The sequence below is a fragment of the Enterobacter sp. EGD-HP1 genome, assembly GCF_000733275.2.
Taxonomy (GTDB): Bacteria; Pseudomonadota; Gammaproteobacteria; order Enterobacterales; family Enterobacteriaceae; genus Enterobacter.
On sequence record NZ_AVOP01000023.1, the window covers coordinates 282,499 to 297,868 of the forward strand.

Here is a 15,370-nt window from a genome sequence, read left to right on the forward strand (position 1 = left end):
GCGCGTCGGGGTGTGTATTGGAATGCATTCATAGCAGCCATATAATCCACCACATAAAGAGTAAGGATTATCTCAGGCTTATATGTAGGAGTGCATGTTAGTTTCTCAATTGTGGGTAAATGATATGGGCTATCGACTATATGGATTTATGATCGGCGAAGAAATCCATTTTGATATATCTAATCGCAGACTATACCGACTCACAGGCAGTCACACAGATAAAAGCATTGCATTCGCATCAATCTATTTTAATGAAACGATGCTTAGACTTTTTCTTTTTTTATTGAAGAATGGCAGAACCAGACCAGTCTCAAAAGAAGAGTTATTTGAAGAAGTTTGGGAGGCGCATAACCTGAGTCCTTCCACACAGCGATTATGGCAAGTTTTGCATAATCTAACGAACAAACTGAATGTCTTAGGCTTACCCGAAGATTTTATTCGCAACATTAAAGGGCGTGGTTACATTATTAACTATCCAGATGTAATCCCCGTTTATTACAGAATGAGCGAACTCCCAGCTCATTCCGTTAAAAAAGAGGAGACGACAGATAGCCTGAGTGAGTGATGTCAACTCAGGTTTTTTGCCCTGAGCACCTGTGCGAGGGGCTTTTTTTTATTATCTCTCTTCAGCATCAATTCTTTCGTTAATGATTTATTAGCATTGTTGTTTGGTTTATACCAACACTGGAATTATATATGAGCATAATCAACCATTTTGCCAATTTAAAAGTCCGTAACAAGTTATTTTTGGGTTTTTCCCTCGTATTGCTCGTGACGATTGCTATTCTGATTTCAGGTTTTCTGGGTCTTAGCAACATTCAGGATAAAGTCGATAAAAACGGCCATACCGCCGATATGTTTAACGCACTTTCGCAGGTCCGCTTAGGGCGGACGAATTTCCAGTACACCCTTGATCAGAAGTACCTGGAGCAGACCAACGCAGGCACGCAACGCATGCAGAGCATTGTCGCCAGTATGGAAAAGCTGCCCTGGTCCCCGGAGGGAAAAAAAGCGCTGGATGATACGGCAAATGCGGTGAATAGCTATGTCGCTACCCTGTTGCCTTTCACAAAATCCCTTTCAGAAAAAAGAATCAGTGAACAAAAACTCAACACCCAGGGTTTATGCGATAACTCCGTGCTGGCTTCAGCGTTAAGCCGTAATGGTACGCTGGACTCTCAGCATACCCTTATAGCTGCACAGATTGCTTTTACCATGAGCGACATTGACACTCAGGTAACGCTTTATAAACAGCATCCTGGCGATAAGTTAATGAAAGGGATCCGCGAGCGTCTCGATTCAGCGAAATCAGATACCGAACAACTGTTACCGGTTGCTACCCGGGAACAAAAGGTTTGGTTGCAGTCTGGTCTTGAGGACATGGAAAACGTCGCGGCTGAGCTGCAGAATTACCAAAACGTCTGGAATAAACAGTCGACGCTCTCCGATACCTTAACCGGTAAAGCCATAACGTTAACGCATGCCATACAGACGCTATTTAGCCTCCAGCAGAAAAAAGTGGCCGATACGGTGGATAGCGTTCAATTACAAATGGGCGTTGTTGCCGCAATCGGTCTTGCGCTTGGCATCTTTTTGGCAATGGGCATCACCCTGTCCATCACCCGTCCGCTTAATGAAACATTGCGCGTCGCGGAGCAAATCGCCAGCGGCGATCTCACCAGCACCCTGACCAGCGCGCGTCGTGATGAGCCAGGACTGCTAATGCAGGCCGTCGCAACCATGAATGCAAACCTGCAAAACATCATTAATGATGTGCGCAATGGGGTAGATAGCGTCGCGCGTTCGTCTTCAGAAATTGCCGCGGGCAATATGGACTTGTCGTCGCGGACCGAGCAGCAGTCAGCCGCCGTCGTCGAAACCGCCGCCAGCATGGAAGAGTTAACCTCTACCGTCGCGCTCAACGCTGAAAATGCCAACCACGCGCGGCGCCTGGCAGATGAAGCCTCGCAAAACGCGACGGAAGGCAGCCAGCTCTCAATGAAGGTGATCGATACGATGAAAAACGTGCGCAGCAGTTCGCACCGTATTTCAGAGATCACCTCCGTCATTAACAGTATCGCCTTCCAGACCAACATTCTGGCGCTGAATGCCGCCGTTGAAGCCGCCCGGGCAGGCGATCAGGGTAAAGGCTTCGCCGTTGTCGCCGCTGAAGTGCGAACACTTGCCCAGCGCAGCGCGCAGTCCGCTAAAGAGATTGAAAACCTGATTAAAGAATCGGTCGTGCATGTGGATACCGGCTTTAGTCTGGTTGAAAGCGCGGGTGATGCAATGACGAAAATTGAGACATCCGTAGCGCAGGTGCGTGACATCATGAACGAAATTGCCGCTGCCACCGATGAGCAGAGCCGCGGAATTTCACAAATTGCCCAGGCCATGGCTGAAATGGACACCACGACTCAGCAAAATGCCGCCCTGGTCGAAGAGTCTTCTGCTGCGGCCAGTTCTCTGGAGGCCCAGGCGGTTCAACTTGAAAAAGTGGTATCGATTTTTCGCGTCTCGAAAGCTCACGCCCTGCGTCCTGAGCTCCAGTCAAAAGAGAGCATACAGACCACCAGCGTAGCACCTTTTAAACGACCTTCCCCCCGTAACCAGGACGAATGGGTCAAATTCTGATAACTTCCGCGCGGCTGCCGGGACACGCCGCCGCGCGTTTAAGGCTCTCGATGATAACCATGACAAAATCAATTCCGGGAATGCTCGGCAGCTTCACCACCCTGCTGGCTCGCCTGTTTAGCCACTCCCCGGAAAGCACCTTGAGCGCGGCGATTGAAAAGCGCGAGATTGTGCCGGTCTACCAGCCCTTTTTTGACAGCCAGACGGGCAACATTGCGGGTATCGAAGTCCTTGCTCGCTGGAATCATCCGCTGTATGGCCCAGTGTCTCCGGATACCTTTATCCCACTGGCGGAGAAGCACCGGCTGATTGCCCCACTCACGCATCATCTGATTCAGCAGGTTATTGCCGATCTCCAGCCTTGCATCCATCTCTTTCCCGATCGGCTCTATATCAACCTTAATCTGAGCCCCCATAACTGTCTCGATCCGCGCTTCGAAACAGATACTCTTGAGCTTTTGCAAAAACTTGCAGTGGGTCAGATTCAGCTGGTCATCGAAATCACGGAACAAAATCCGCTGCATTTTACGCCACAACTGAGTGAATGGTTTGCAACGCTTCGTCAATCCAATATCGCGCTGGCGCTGGATGACTTCGGGACAGGCTATTCAAACCTCGCTTACATTCACTCGCTGGAACCCGAATTCATCAAGATAGACAAACTGTTTGTTAGCCAGATTTGTGAAAATGGCGATACCCGGCTCGTGGACAGCCTTATCGAGCTGGCAAAAAAAATGCATCTCAGCATTATTGCAGAAGGCGTTGAAACAGAGGCTCAGGCTGACTACCTGCGCTTAAAGAATAGCGATTTTTTACAAGGTTATTTTTTCTGCAAGCCGATGAAAATTCATGAAATTATCGAAAGAATTCACGCATGATGAAGCACAGCCACCCCGCTTTGGGGGTGGCTGCAATGACGTTATTTTTTCTTGTAGATATTGGCCGTACCGTGAATTTTATTATTGGTGTTCCCTGACGTGAGTACCAGGACATCCGCGCCTTTCTTATCGGCTTTCTCAATCAGTTCTTTTTTTGCATCATCAACCGATACTTCATTCGAGGTGTTTACCGTACCGATTTTTTTATACTGAGACGCAACTTTCTTGAACTCGCTTTTAGTCAGCAGCTGTGCAGCAAAAGCATTGGTTGTAAACAGTAACGCCGTTCCCAACAAAATAGCAGTCGTCTTTTTCATAACCTTTTTCCTTGAGATTAATCAGCAACTACGAAAAACCTCACGCATTGTGGTGAGGTTTTATGAGCATGGTAGAGAATCTCAGGAAATGCCATACGCTCAGGAAAATTCTTTTATTACAATCCGTTGCATGAAATTACTAACGAATATTAAGAATATTCGAATACCCGCGCGGTGCCAGTAATATCAATGCGTACCGCCGTGCCCGGGTTCCATCCTGGCTGGCTTACGGTCTTCAGAATCACGGGGTGTTTCTCCCCGGCTAACGCAAGGGTGAGCGTCGACAGCTGGCCGGTGAAGTCCACATCAAGAATCGAGATCGGGCTTTCATGCGCTGCACATGCCGTCACGCGTAATTGTTCAGGGCGCATCATGACCCTGCCCTGACCTGTCGCCTGCGCGTTGTCCGTTGGCACTTCACCCAGCGCGCACACGGCATACCCGGCAGCGAGCCGAGCAGGCAGGATCACGGCATCGCCAAGAAACAGCGCCGTCTCTTCATCAACCGGACGGGTGTAGACGTCATAAGGCGTACCGACCTGCGTGAAGCGTCCGGCGCGCATGACGGCAACCTGCGTGGCAAAGGACAACGCCTCGTTCTGATCGTGGGTGACCAGAATCGAGGCCACGCCCGCTTCGGCCAGCAGATCGGCCGTTGCCTTACGCGTCATGGCGCGCAGGCCGGTATCCAGCGCCGAGAACGGTTCATCCAGCAGCATCAGGGAAGGACGCTGGGCCAGCGCGCGGGCAAGCGCCACGCGCTGCTGCTGACCGCCAGAAATCTCGTGGGGCCAGTGGGTTGCGAGCTGCCTGTCCAGAGAAACCATCTCCATCAGCGTCTCAACGCGCTGGCGCTTCTCGTGGCGGGTGCCGTCCAGCCCCCAGGCAATGTTGTCTGCCACGTTGAGGTGCGGGAACAGCGCGCCCTCCTGAGGGACAAAACCGATCCCGCGCTGGTGGGCAGGGACAAAACGGTTTTCATCAAACAGCGTTCTCCCCTGCATGACAATGCGCCCGGTGTCAGGCGTTTCGAACCCGGCAAGAATACGCAGCAGCGTGGTTTTCCCCGACCCGGACGGCCCGACAATCGCCGTCCTGCTCCCCGGCGCCACGCTCAGGTTTAAGCTGTCGAGCACCTGCACGTCAGAAAACGATTTAGAAATGGCGGTTAATTCAAGCATGTCATAGCCCTGCAATTTTTTTCGACTGCATATAGAGAATGGCGGTCAGCGGGAGTGAAATCAGGATCATCAGCATCGCGTAAGGCGCGGCGGCCACATAGTCAATCTCGCTGGTCAGCGCCCAGAATCCGGTGGAGAGGGTGCGCGTTCCCAGTGGAGAGAGCAGCAGCGTGGCGGTCAACTCGTTGCTGACGCCGAGGAAAACCAGCGCGGCACCCGCCGCCGCACCCGGCGCGGCCAGCCGCATCGTGACGCTCCAGAGCGCCTTCGCAGGCGTGCTGCCCAGGCTGCGCGCCACGTTCTCCAGCTCAACCGGCGCCTGCGCAATCCCCGCCCGCAGGTTGATGAGCGCGCGGGGCATAAACATCAGCAGATAGGCAAGGAACAGGGTAATTTCCGTCTGATAAATGGGGCGGGCGTAATGAATGGTGACCGTGACCAGCGCGAGAGCGGTGACAATCCCCGGCAGCGAGCTGGTGATATAGATACACCCTTCCAGCATACGGAAGATACGGTGTGGATAGCGGATACCGAGCCACGCGATGGGGATCACGCACGCCGTCGTCAGGAGCGCTCCGCCCACGCCGAGCATCAGCGTCTGGCGCAGCGAGTGCCAGAGATCGGGACTCATCCAGTTTTGCACGCCGCCGAGCCAAATCCAGCGACACAGGACAATTAACGGCACGCCCAGCGCCAGCGCGATCAGCACGATGAAAAACAGCTGCCCCAGCGCGGCAGCCGCAGGCTTCAGCGGCCAGCGTTTTTGCTCGCGCGCGGCCCCCGCGCCAATACGCGCGTAGCGTGCTTTGCCGCGCGTTACCCCCTCCAGCATCAGGATAGCCAGACAGCACAAGGCCAGCACGCCCGCCAGCATGTTCGCCGCCGGGCCGCTAAAGGTAGACTGGAACTGGTCATAGATTGCCGTGGTGAAGGTATCAAAGCGAATCATCACGTACAGGCCATATTCCGCCAGCAGGTGCAGCGCCACCAGCAGCGCGCCGCCGCAGATAGCGAGCTTAAGCTGGGGCAGTACCACGCGGAAAAAGACCCGCCACGGCGGCGTACCCAGCGAAGCGGCAACATCTTCCAGCGTCGGGTCAAGGCGACGCAGCACCGCCGCAACCGGCATATAGATAAACGGATAGTAGGCAAGAACGGAGAGGAACACGCCCGCGGAGAGCCCATGCATGGACGGGACAACGCTTACCCAGGCATAGCTTTGCACAAACGCCGGGATCGCCAGCGGAGCGACCGCCAGTGCAGACCAGATCCCGCGCCCGGCAAGCCGCGTGCGCTCCGTGAGCCAGGCTATCGCCACGCCCGTCACGATACACAGCGGAACGGCTAAAGCCGTTAACCACAGCGTGTTGCTGAGCAGCTCAGCCACGCGCGGGCGAAACACCAGCGCCTTAATGGTTTCCCAGCCGGTCTCAATGCCAATGGCAATGATAAAACCCAAAGGCAGAAGCGCCATTAATGAAAACAATACAGCTAACGCAACCATCGGCAGTGCAGGACGCCTGCGGGCAGGCTCCTGCACTCTGTTTTTTCCGATGTCGAGACTCAGACCAGACATAAGACGTTCACTTCACTCTCAGGATCACAGCAGACCGGCTTGCGTCATCAGCTCGATAACTTTTTTACTGTTGAGCGTTGAAGGTTCAACTTTCGGTGCATCAAGATCTTTCAGCGGCACCAGTTTCGGGTTTGAGGCCGCGTTCACGCCCACCGCATACTCAAAGGCGTTGTTGGTACGCAGACTTTCCTGCCCTTCTTTACCGGTAATGTATTTGATGAAGGCCTGCGCCTGCGCTTTGTGTTTGCTGGACGCCAGCACGCCGCCGCCGGAGAGGCTCACAAACGCGCCCGGATCCTGATGTTTGAAGTAGTAGAGCTGGGTGTTTTTGCTGTTTTCACCGGTTTTGGACTGATCGACAAAACGGTAGTAGTGATAAATCACGCCGCCATCAATCTGGCCGGCATTGACCGCTTTCATCACCGTGCTGTTGCCTTTATAGGCAACAAAATTGGCTTTCATCGCCTTAAGCCATTCCAGGGTAGCCTTTTCGCCTTTCAGAGCCAGCATCGCGCTCACGATGGCCTGGAAATCCGCGCCTGACGGTGATGCCGCCCAGCGGCCTTTCCACTCGGGCTTTGCCAGATCCATCAGCGATTCAGGCAGCTGCTGTTCGTTCAGCTTTTCCGGGTTATAGACAAACACCGTGCTGCGGGCGGCAATGCCGATCCAGCGGCCGTGCGCCGGACGATATTCTACCGGTACCTGCTTCAGGGTGTCTGCATCCAGCGGCGCAAACAGGTTTGCATTATCCACCAGCACCATTGAAGGCGAGTTCTCCGTCAGGAATACGTCAGCCGGTGACGCGCTGCCTTCCTGAACCAGCTGATTACCCAGCTCGCTGTCATCGCCGTTACGCAAAGTCACTTTAATGCCGGTTTCTTTGGTAAAACCGTCAACCCACGACTTCACCAGGTTTTCGTGCTGCGCGTTATAAACAACGATACCTTCGTTGTTATCGGCGGCAACCGATTGTGTGGAAAGGAAAAGGGATGAAGACAACAAGGCAAGCGAGAAGCAGGACAGCAGGCGAGAATTCATGAACATATCCTTAATAGACCAACGGGATTAACGACTCATAGCTTTGTGGGACAGGATTAAAGCATACAACAACGCTAATGATAATTAGTATCAATCCAGTTTACGCGTAAAAGTGTAAAATATCCCTGGCGTGGCGATTAGGATGATAAAAATCTAATTTAAAAACAGAGCCAAATAAAAGATTAAGAAAACCTTAATGTTTAAAATACTCAGATTTTAATTAGCCTTCTATTTATTAATCCGTTATTTAAGGCGGTATCACAGGGCTAAGAAACGGTCGATAAGGGACTCAGGAAGCAGAATGACCTTGGTCGGAAACAGGAGAAAATGAAAGCAGTATAGGCTGAATGGCACGCCCTGTAGGATTCGAACCTACGACCTACGGCTTAGAAGGCCGTTGCTCTATCCAACTGAGCTAAGGGCGCACTGAGAAGCGTGAACTTCGCGGCGGTGAAACGCGAAGAATTATACGGTCAATGGCAGGTGAGTCAATGCCTTTTCCGTTTTCCACGGCAATTACCGCTAGCCGATTGTAAATACGGCTATTTTCTCAACATTTCCCTCTGTTTCACCGTAAAATTTAGCGCTGCGAAAAGGCTTAGTTGCATTTAAGTAACGCCTGCTGTTTTCCTGAACGTCAGCTCGTCACACTAGGGTCAGGTATCCCGGCCGCCTGGAGGCTGACAGACAACAGGACAATGGAGTGACAGCGCAAAACCTGATCGATACGCCCCGGTTACAGTACATTTCTCAGGACATCGTCGGCATTAAGCTTGAGCCCATCGTCGCCCTTTCCTCCTTGCGCCAGGTTGGCGTGGAGGTCCTTAGCGTTCTGTCCGACACGCGGCACAGCGAGGACTTTTTTTGCGATCGGTCCGCAGACTGGTCGATAACGCTGCTTGAAGCTCAGCTTGCCGCGTTAAAAAATACGCCGCACGGTCATAACCTTTTTATTAATCTGCCGATAACCGTCCTGACAGAGCCTGCCTCTTTTCAGCGGCTTATCCGGTTGCCAGGCGTGCCGCTCAATATTGAGATTGTCGATCCGGCGTCCTTTATGGCGCTTTCCGTCGCGCAGAAGCAGCATGTGGTTCAGAATCTGCAGCAGCTTAGCAGACAGGGACACGCAATCTGGCTGGATGATGTGGATGACGCCTTAGCGCGGTCGTTTTTATCCTGCCGACTCCCGTTAAGCGGCATCAAAATAGATAAGGAAGCATTCTGGCGTTTACGCAACACCCCTGCGCTGAGGCAACTGGTTTCCCTTTGCTTTCAGCTGGCCGGGAAAGTGCTTATCGAAGGTATTGAGACTGAACGCGATCGTACCTGGGCACTGCAGGCAGGCGCAGATCTCGGCCAGGGATATTACTGGCCGTCCTGGACATGGCCGGAGGATTAAAAAGCCATTTCCAGGAGGGAGACCATGCGAATGACAGTGCGCCGTTACCGGCGGCGGCGTACAGGAAGTGATGCACTGGGATTTACGCGCTCACCTTTTGCTCCCCCCTTTTTCGACCGGCTCGAATTTTTGAGCCAGTCCATCAGCCAGCCCCGCAAAACAGACGCCCCGTTCATCCTTCTGGTGACGGAGGATCACTACCTGCGCACCGGTTTTCTCAACGGGCAGTTTCCCCTGAGCAGCTGCTGCGACTACACCACGCTGGATGACGCCCTTATCGCTCAGACACAGTGGCCCTCAGCCCGTCTGGTCGTGGATGTTGAAAGCCGGTCCACGGGGCTTCTGGAGAAACTGGATCAGTTGAGACGGCATAGCCTGTTTCCTCCTTTCCTGACGCCCTGGCTGTTAGTCCGGGCCGATAATTACGACACCCGCCTCTTCTGCAAAGCGGCAGGTCCCTTTCATGTGCTCGAGCGTCAGCTGAACGCCGCCGCGCTCCAGCACAGCCTGCTGGATCCCCTCCCTCCGCCCGGTACCGATAAAGACTGGTTTTCGCGCAATGAATGGCCCATCCTGCAGGAGCTTTCCCGGGGCAAGACGCTGCGTCAGATTGCCCTGATGCAGAATCGACCCTATAGCCGCATTATCTATCGTCTCAGCTGCATCCTGCTGAAGCTGGGGCTAAGCCATCGCCAGGAATTGCTACATCTTCTTAATAACCTCTCAGACTGCACGTTTTCACTCACGTCCTAACCCCTTATTTCCTAAAGCGGTTTAGGAATTTACTTACCAATCGCGTTGCATAAATGTTAATTTTTAACAATAAAATCGATTTTATAACTATTCCTAATTTATGGGCGCGAACCTTGTGAAATGCCACAGATTAGCGGAACGGCAGCACTTTCCTCCATCCGTTAAGTGAATGCAGAAGGCGTTAACAAGATGATAATGATGTAAAAACAAGCAGCTTAGCGACAACTACCAGGAGTAAAAAGCGAAGCGGACAGCATGTTCTCCTGTACGACAGGCGCCGTTATCCGGATCGGCGGTAGCACTTTCAGATGAAGGTTTGACGGCCTGCGAGGGCAATTTTTAACCTCACTTTTGTGGGTTAGCCCCTTTAAAAGAGGTGTATTTTTGTTAACAATTAATCAACATACAGAGATATCTGTTATTTTTTGTTATTACATAAAGATGAAAATATGCGGTAAATGAGATAACAGGATATTTCCGCTAATTTTAAAAAAATAGCGATTCAGATCCAGAAGATAATACAAACCAATACCCTCATATTAATTTACAGGGTTTTCGGAAAAAACTTACCCTGTATAATAAGATGCGTATCAAATATGAATAAGAAAAACCTTTTTGCCAACACCAGCCTAATGAGATGACCGCGCTGAGGCATAGTTCTTTTCATTACGTAAACAAGGATGCTTTCGCTCTTTCCAGGGAAATACTACGGTATAGGGATCTGCACTTTATATCCTTCCGGCATTTCGAGAGTTTTACCAAACTCTGCATAACGCTTTTAACAATCTGAGGCATTAAAAATGAAACCGGCATCCGTTATCATTATGGACGAACATCCTATCGTCAGAATGTCGATAGAAGTCCTGCTACAGAAAAATAAGAATATCATAGTCAAGCTCAAGTCTGGCGATAGCCATGAAGTCCTTGACTGTATCCGCAATCACCCTATCGATCTGGTGATCCTTGACATTGAACTCACGGGCACGGATGCTTTCGCTTTACTTAAGAGAATCAGAAACTTAAACAAGGACATTAAGGTTCTGTTCCTCTCGTCTAAATCAGAGTTATTTTACGCGGGTCGCGCTATTCGCGCCGGGGCAAATGGCTTCGTCAGTAAACGAAAAGATTTAGGGGAGATCTACAACGCCGTGGAAATGATCCTGATGGGCTATTCTTTTTTCCCATCGGAAACGCTGAACTTTATAAACCATTTGGGTTCAGGGAAAGGGATGGCGGTGGATATGCCATTATCGAATCGCGAGGTGACGGTATTACGGTATCTGGCGAATGGATTATCCAACAAGGAAATTGCTGAACAGCTGCTATTAAGCAACAAGACCATTAGCGCGCATAAATCCAATATTTATTCCAAGCTGGGCGTGCAAAGCATCGTGGAATTAATTGATTACGCCAAAGCCCACGAGCTGCTATAACCTGAATTCACTCCCTGCAGTTTATCTGAGCTGCAGGGAGTGCGGTCAGTGCTAATTATAGTTAATCATGAAGGTGGCATCCGCATCGGCACGGCCGGGCTGAGGGTTATCGGCAGTGGCAATATAATTGGCATAAAACGACAGAATCGCATTCCCCTGAGCATCAACCGAGACCGGCTGGCTGGCCTGCTGGAGAGCCAGACGCGTTTTATCCGCATCCCTGATCTCCACCGCGACATGACTTGCTGTACTGGCGTCATTCAGCGCCAGCAAGCCGCTATTGCTCCCGTCGGCTTTCCCCGAAAACGTGATGGATGCCGCACCCGGCGGACAGCCGGTTAGCTTCAGCGTAAACGGCATAGGCTGCGTGCGGCTCCCGGTGGTGCTGAGCTGTTTCGTGGGCCAGGTGCCCAGCGTGACGGTCTTGTCGCTGTCGCTGCCCTCGGCAACGCAGGTAAAATCGACGATGTTGCCGTAGAGCTGAATATTAATCTCGCCCAACGCGGTGTCCGCCTGAGCCTGCGTGCAAAGCGCAAAGAGCGCCACGGTGATAAAACGGATCCCGTTTCGCATATCGGCTCCTTAGTCGTAATCCACGCGCAGATATCCGCGCGAGGTGAAGCGCCCTTCCGCCGGCTTATTGCCCGTCACGCTCACCGGCCAGACCCGGATCCCCACCTGCGCCTGCGCGCTATCGTCGAGGCGGAACGGAATTTTGCTCGTCAGGTTGTTGGGCGTGAGCGGCGCCCCGCTCTCGTTGGCAATGATGAACCCCACGTCCGGGTTATCCGACACCATCACATTATCAGAGACTTTTTCCGCCTCGACGCGCATCGTCAGCATGGCGTTCGCCTCCACGTTGGTGCATTTGATGGCGATGGTTTTGCTTTGCGATGAGACTCCTTCAGGCTTGTTACCCACGCCCGCCTTGCTGAACAAGGAGGCGCCAATGTCGCCGAAATCAAACTCCACCACGTTTCCGGCATTGATGGCGCAGCTTTGCGGTACCTGAATGGTTCCGCTGTAGCTGATGGTATAGACCGGCGTGGTGAGCGGATCGGAAGAGGTAGTGGTGACGTAAACGCGGAACATGGTGGCACGCGGGATCACCACCATGTTGATAAAACGTCGGGTCACCTTAAGACGGAAGACCAGGCTGGAGTCCTGAACGCCAAACGGTTTGTTTTTGGAGACGTTAGGATGGCTCCCCATCTGGATATAGCTTTTTGGCGGATAAAATACGCCAGCAAAGCTGTCCGTAATTTTCATCGCCCCGTCCAGATAGTCGTTAAGCTTCAGATACTGGTAGCCATCGCTGGTCCCCGTTACCGGATAATCGGTCACATAGCTGCGCTTGGTGGTATTGCCGGTCGTGCCCTTCGGGCAGACAGCATTTACCCCTACCCACTGCGATTTCTCGCTGAGCGTCACGACCTGCCCAATCTGGTTATTCGAGCTGTTGAATTTATCCGTCAGGTCGTAATGTACTTCCGTCGGCACGCCGTTTTCATTGACGCACACGGTCGCTAACGCATTTGTCGCAGGCAGTAACGCCAGCAGCGACAAGGCAAAGAGTTGAGTTTTAATCACAGCTGATCCCCTTAAGTGTGATTGCCTGTTGCAGGCTCTGTTCAGACAAGCTGTAAGGTGCGCGACACTGGGACTGCGCCCCGTCGCCCCACTGGATCAGCAGTTCGCCTTCCAGCGGCAGCCCACTCAGGTATATTTGTCCGTCATCCCCCACCATGCTGGTGACGCCGCTTTTGGTCTCACGCACCACCGCGCCGAACGGCACCGGCTGGTTGCCGCGCATCACCGTCAGCAGGGCGCGCACGCCAATGCGGGTATCAAAGCTGGCGCGCACCAGCGCGCCTTTGGTCGGCACCACGCTGCTCACGTTGTTTTCGATATCGGTGTTGTTGCTCATGGTGTTAGTATCCAGCGCCACGCGGTTGTAGCGGTAGACGGTGGCATACGGCATCACCGCGTAGCCTCGCCAGTCGGTTTTCACGCCGGTCTGGTTTTCAATACTGACGCCTGATGCCCCCGGCGCTTTGATCAGCACGTTGGTGTCGCCAAGCGGCTGGCTAAAGGTTACGCCGTCGGCGTGGCCGACCACCCCGCCGGAGAGCTGCCAGTTGAGATCGTGCTGATCGCGGGAGTAGTTGTAGCCTACGCCCAGCGTGCCGTAGGTCGCCTGCCAGTTGGCGCTGGCGCTTCCGCTTGAGCCATTGTTGCTGGCGTGTCCCTGGGTCACGCTGTAGTTCAGGTTGCGGTCCTCCAGCAGCGTTCCGCTGACGCCGGTTTGCCAGCTTGTATCGCCATCGCTGTTTCGACTGGCGGATGCCGTCGCGTAGGCGCGGTCAATCGCGCTGTCCCGGCGATAGCCCTGACGGGTAAAGAGGCTGAACGGCACGGAGACGTTAAACGACGCGATCCGATCGGTACCGTCTATCCCGACGGATTTGTTCCACGACCACGAGACGGAGTAGTTGATCCCCTTCACGCCCCCCGCGTAGCCCAGCTGGTACCAGAGATTCGTCTCGTCCGTTCCCCAGTAGGTCTGCTCGCTACCGGAGATATAGACCGAGCCGTAGTCCCCCAGCGACTGAGAAACGTTGAGCTGGAAGCGGCCTTTTTTATTCCACGTCAGGTTGTGGTAGCTCTGCACGTCCGGCACATCGCTGTCGTTCTGGCTATCGGCATACTGATAGCCCTCCATTGAGCGCCAGGCGACATCGTCGAGGGTGTAAAACCCTTTTGTGGAGTAGCGATAGCCCAGCAGCTGGAAGTTGGTGCCGAAGCCGTTAAGGGATTTTGCATAGAGGAAGCGCAGAGACTGCCCTTCATGCTTGCTGTCGTCCGCGAGCTGGCTGCGGGCGTGGGTAATATCGAGCGAGACCGCCCCCCAGTCACCCAGGTTTTTCCCGGCCCCGACGGCCACCGCGGTATAGCGTGACGCCAGCTGCGTACCGCCGTAGAGCGTGTAACCGTTGGCAAGACCGGTAATCAGGGTGCCCTGAGTGAAGAACGGCGTATCCTGATCGCTGTTACCGCTGCGGTAATCCCCCGCGACGAGGTCGTACTTCCAGCGCCCTTCACGCTGCAGGAGCGGCACGGTGGAGTACGGCACGGTATAGCGCTGCTGGGTGCCGTCTTTCTCTTCGACCGTGACTTCCAGGTCACCGCTTGAGGAGGTCGGGTTAAGATCGGTAATGGCAAATGCGCCCGGCTGGACGTAGCTTTGATAGATGACGTAGCCATTCTGGCGAACCACCACTTTGGCAGGCGTACGGGCGATCCCGCGCACGGTCGGCGCGTAGCCCTGAAGGCTGTCCGGATACATGCTGTCGGACGAGAAGAGCCGCCCGCCGCGAAAACCGACGCTGTCGAAGACGTCATTTCCGGTATTGCTGTCGCCCAGCACCAGTTCGCTTTTAAGCGGGATGACGGTGCGCTGCGCCCAGGTGCCAATATTCTGCCACTCGCTGTGCCGCTGCCCGTTATTCTGCGTGTACCGCCACGCGCCGTTGTTACGTAAACGCCAGGCGCCATAGTTCAACCCGCTCTGCAGGTTGAGGTAATAGCTGTCGTCTTCGCTTCCCCGGTTACCGGAGAAGCTGTAGTTCACCAGCGCGGCGGGGATGCCTTCATCCCACTGTTCAGGCGGAATGTAGCCCCGGGCGCTGTTTTGCAACGCCACCTGCGGCAGGCTGACGTCCAGACGCTGTGAGGCAAAGTTGAATACCGTTTCGCTGCCGGGTATGGCCGTGGTCAATGGAACGCAGGTCTCGCCCTGCACCTTAGCCAGCTCGGGAAACGCCGCGACGTTGACGCCAAAGCGATCGAGCATCGCGCGCGTAATGCATGCCGACAAGCCGCCCGCCACAGGCGGCGTGTTTTCGGCCTGCTCAAAACGCACGTCCTGGGTTCCGATAAACTCATCGTTACGCCAGATATCCACGCGATAAACGCCGGGTGCCTGCTGGTGTCCTTGTTCAAAGCGCGACAAATCCGCCACGCTGGCGGCGTCGTCGGACAAAAAGGCCGGGTTGAAATAACTTTCGCTCCAGCCAGCCTGCGGCCAGAGCGCAGCCATCAGCGCCAGTGCAACCGGGCAGTAACGTCTCTGGTGGTTTTTCATCGCCCTGACTCTGC

Annotated in this window: 13 protein-coding genes and 1 tRNA gene; 6 read left to right on the plus strand and 8 right to left on the minus strand. The window is 53.7% G+C overall.

The genetic code is table 11. The features are described 5' to 3' along the window. The first annotated feature begins 94 nt into the window (after window positions 1–94). The 3 genes from N037_RS15005 (at window position 95) to N037_RS15015 (ending at window position 3,512) form a co-directional block, all read left to right on the plus strand. Window positions 95–565, plus strand: a complete 471-nt coding sequence (locus tag N037_RS15005) for a winged helix-turn-helix domain-containing protein (RefSeq protein WP_023334786.1) — start codon at window positions 95–97, stop codon at window positions 563–565. Window positions 566–696: 131 nt separating this feature from the next. After that, on the plus strand, window positions 697–2,634 hold the full coding sequence (locus N037_RS25340) for a methyl-accepting chemotaxis protein (RefSeq protein ID WP_032641885.1): 1,938 nt from the start codon (window positions 697–699) through the stop codon (window positions 2,632–2,634). Further along, window positions 2,619–3,512 carry an EAL domain-containing protein gene (locus tag N037_RS15015; RefSeq protein ID WP_231686691.1) on the plus strand — a complete coding sequence of 298 codons (894 nt, stop codon included), beginning with the start codon at window positions 2,619–2,621 and terminating at the stop codon, window positions 3,510–3,512. The genes N037_RS25340 and N037_RS15015 overlap by 16 nt, the downstream gene beginning before the upstream one ends. A gap of 41 nt (window positions 3,513–3,553) precedes the next feature. On the opposite strand, the gene yahO is transcribed toward N037_RS15015, so the two are convergent. From yahO to N037_RS15040, 5 genes are all read right to left on the minus strand, one after another. Beyond that, on the minus strand, window positions 3,554–3,829 hold the full coding sequence (yahO, locus tag N037_RS15020) for a DUF1471 family periplasmic protein YahO (protein ID WP_023310654.1): 276 nt from the start codon (window positions 3,827–3,829) through the stop codon (window positions 3,554–3,556). Between the two features lie 149 nt (window positions 3,830–3,978). Continuing rightward, window positions 3,979–5,010, minus strand: a complete 1,032-nt coding sequence (locus N037_RS15025) for an ABC transporter ATP-binding protein (RefSeq protein ID WP_032641889.1) — start codon at window positions 5,008–5,010, stop codon at window positions 3,979–3,981. Window position 5,011: 1 nt separating this feature from the next. Continuing rightward, window positions 5,012–6,586 (minus strand): ABC transporter permease, encoded by a 1,575-nt coding sequence (locus N037_RS15030; RefSeq protein WP_032641890.1) that lies wholly within the window; start codon window positions 6,584–6,586, stop codon window positions 5,012–5,014. 24 nt (window positions 6,587–6,610) lie between these two features. Then, complete coding sequence (locus tag N037_RS15035; protein ID WP_032641892.1) at window positions 6,611–7,627, minus strand: iron ABC transporter substrate-binding protein; 1,017 nt, start codon at window positions 7,625–7,627, stop codon at window positions 6,611–6,613. A gap of 348 nt (window positions 7,628–7,975) precedes the next feature. Next, window positions 7,976–8,052 (minus strand) — tRNA-Arg (locus N037_RS15040). 278 nt (window positions 8,053–8,330) lie between these two features. On the opposite strand from N037_RS15040, the gene N037_RS15045 reads away from it, so the two are divergent. The 3 genes from N037_RS15045 (at window position 8,331) to fimZ (ending at window position 11,212) form a co-directional block, all read left to right on the plus strand. Continuing rightward, the gene (locus N037_RS15045) at window positions 8,331–9,026 is read left to right on the plus strand and encodes an EAL domain-containing protein (RefSeq protein ID WP_032641894.1); all 696 of its coding nucleotides are present in this window, start codon (window positions 8,331–8,333) and stop codon (window positions 9,024–9,026) included. 24 nt (window positions 9,027–9,050) lie between these two features. Then, window positions 9,051–9,779 carry a helix-turn-helix transcriptional regulator gene (locus tag N037_RS15050; protein ID WP_023334776.1) on the plus strand — a complete coding sequence of 243 codons (729 nt, stop codon included), beginning with the start codon at window positions 9,051–9,053 and terminating at the stop codon, window positions 9,777–9,779. Between the two features lie 800 nt (window positions 9,780–10,579). Then, on the plus strand, window positions 10,580–11,212 hold the full coding sequence (gene fimZ, locus N037_RS15055; RefSeq protein WP_023334775.1) for a fimbria biosynthesis transcriptional regulator FimZ: 633 nt from the start codon (window positions 10,580–10,582) through the stop codon (window positions 11,210–11,212). A gap of 51 nt (window positions 11,213–11,263) precedes the next feature. Here the strand turns inward: fimZ and sfmF are convergent, their stop codons facing one another. Genes sfmF through N037_RS15070 form a run of 3 tightly spaced genes read right to left on the minus strand, consistent with a single transcriptional unit; the run spans window position 11,264 to window position 15,356 of the window. Then, window positions 11,264–11,785 (minus strand): fimbria assembly protein, encoded by a 522-nt coding sequence (sfmF, locus tag N037_RS25240; RefSeq protein WP_032641896.1) that lies wholly within the window; start codon window positions 11,783–11,785, stop codon window positions 11,264–11,266. Window positions 11,786–11,794: 9 nt separating this feature from the next. Further along, entirely contained in the window at window positions 11,795–12,802 is a 1,008-nt protein-coding gene (gene fimH / locus N037_RS15065) for a type 1 fimbria D-mannose specific adhesin FimH (RefSeq protein ID WP_032641899.1), read from the minus strand. Further along, window positions 12,795–15,356, minus strand: a complete 2,562-nt coding sequence (locus tag N037_RS15070) for a fimbrial biogenesis usher protein (RefSeq protein WP_032641901.1) — start codon at window positions 15,354–15,356, stop codon at window positions 12,795–12,797. The genes fimH and N037_RS15070 overlap by 8 nt, the downstream gene beginning before the upstream one ends. Window positions 15,357–15,370: the final 14 nt, after the last annotated feature.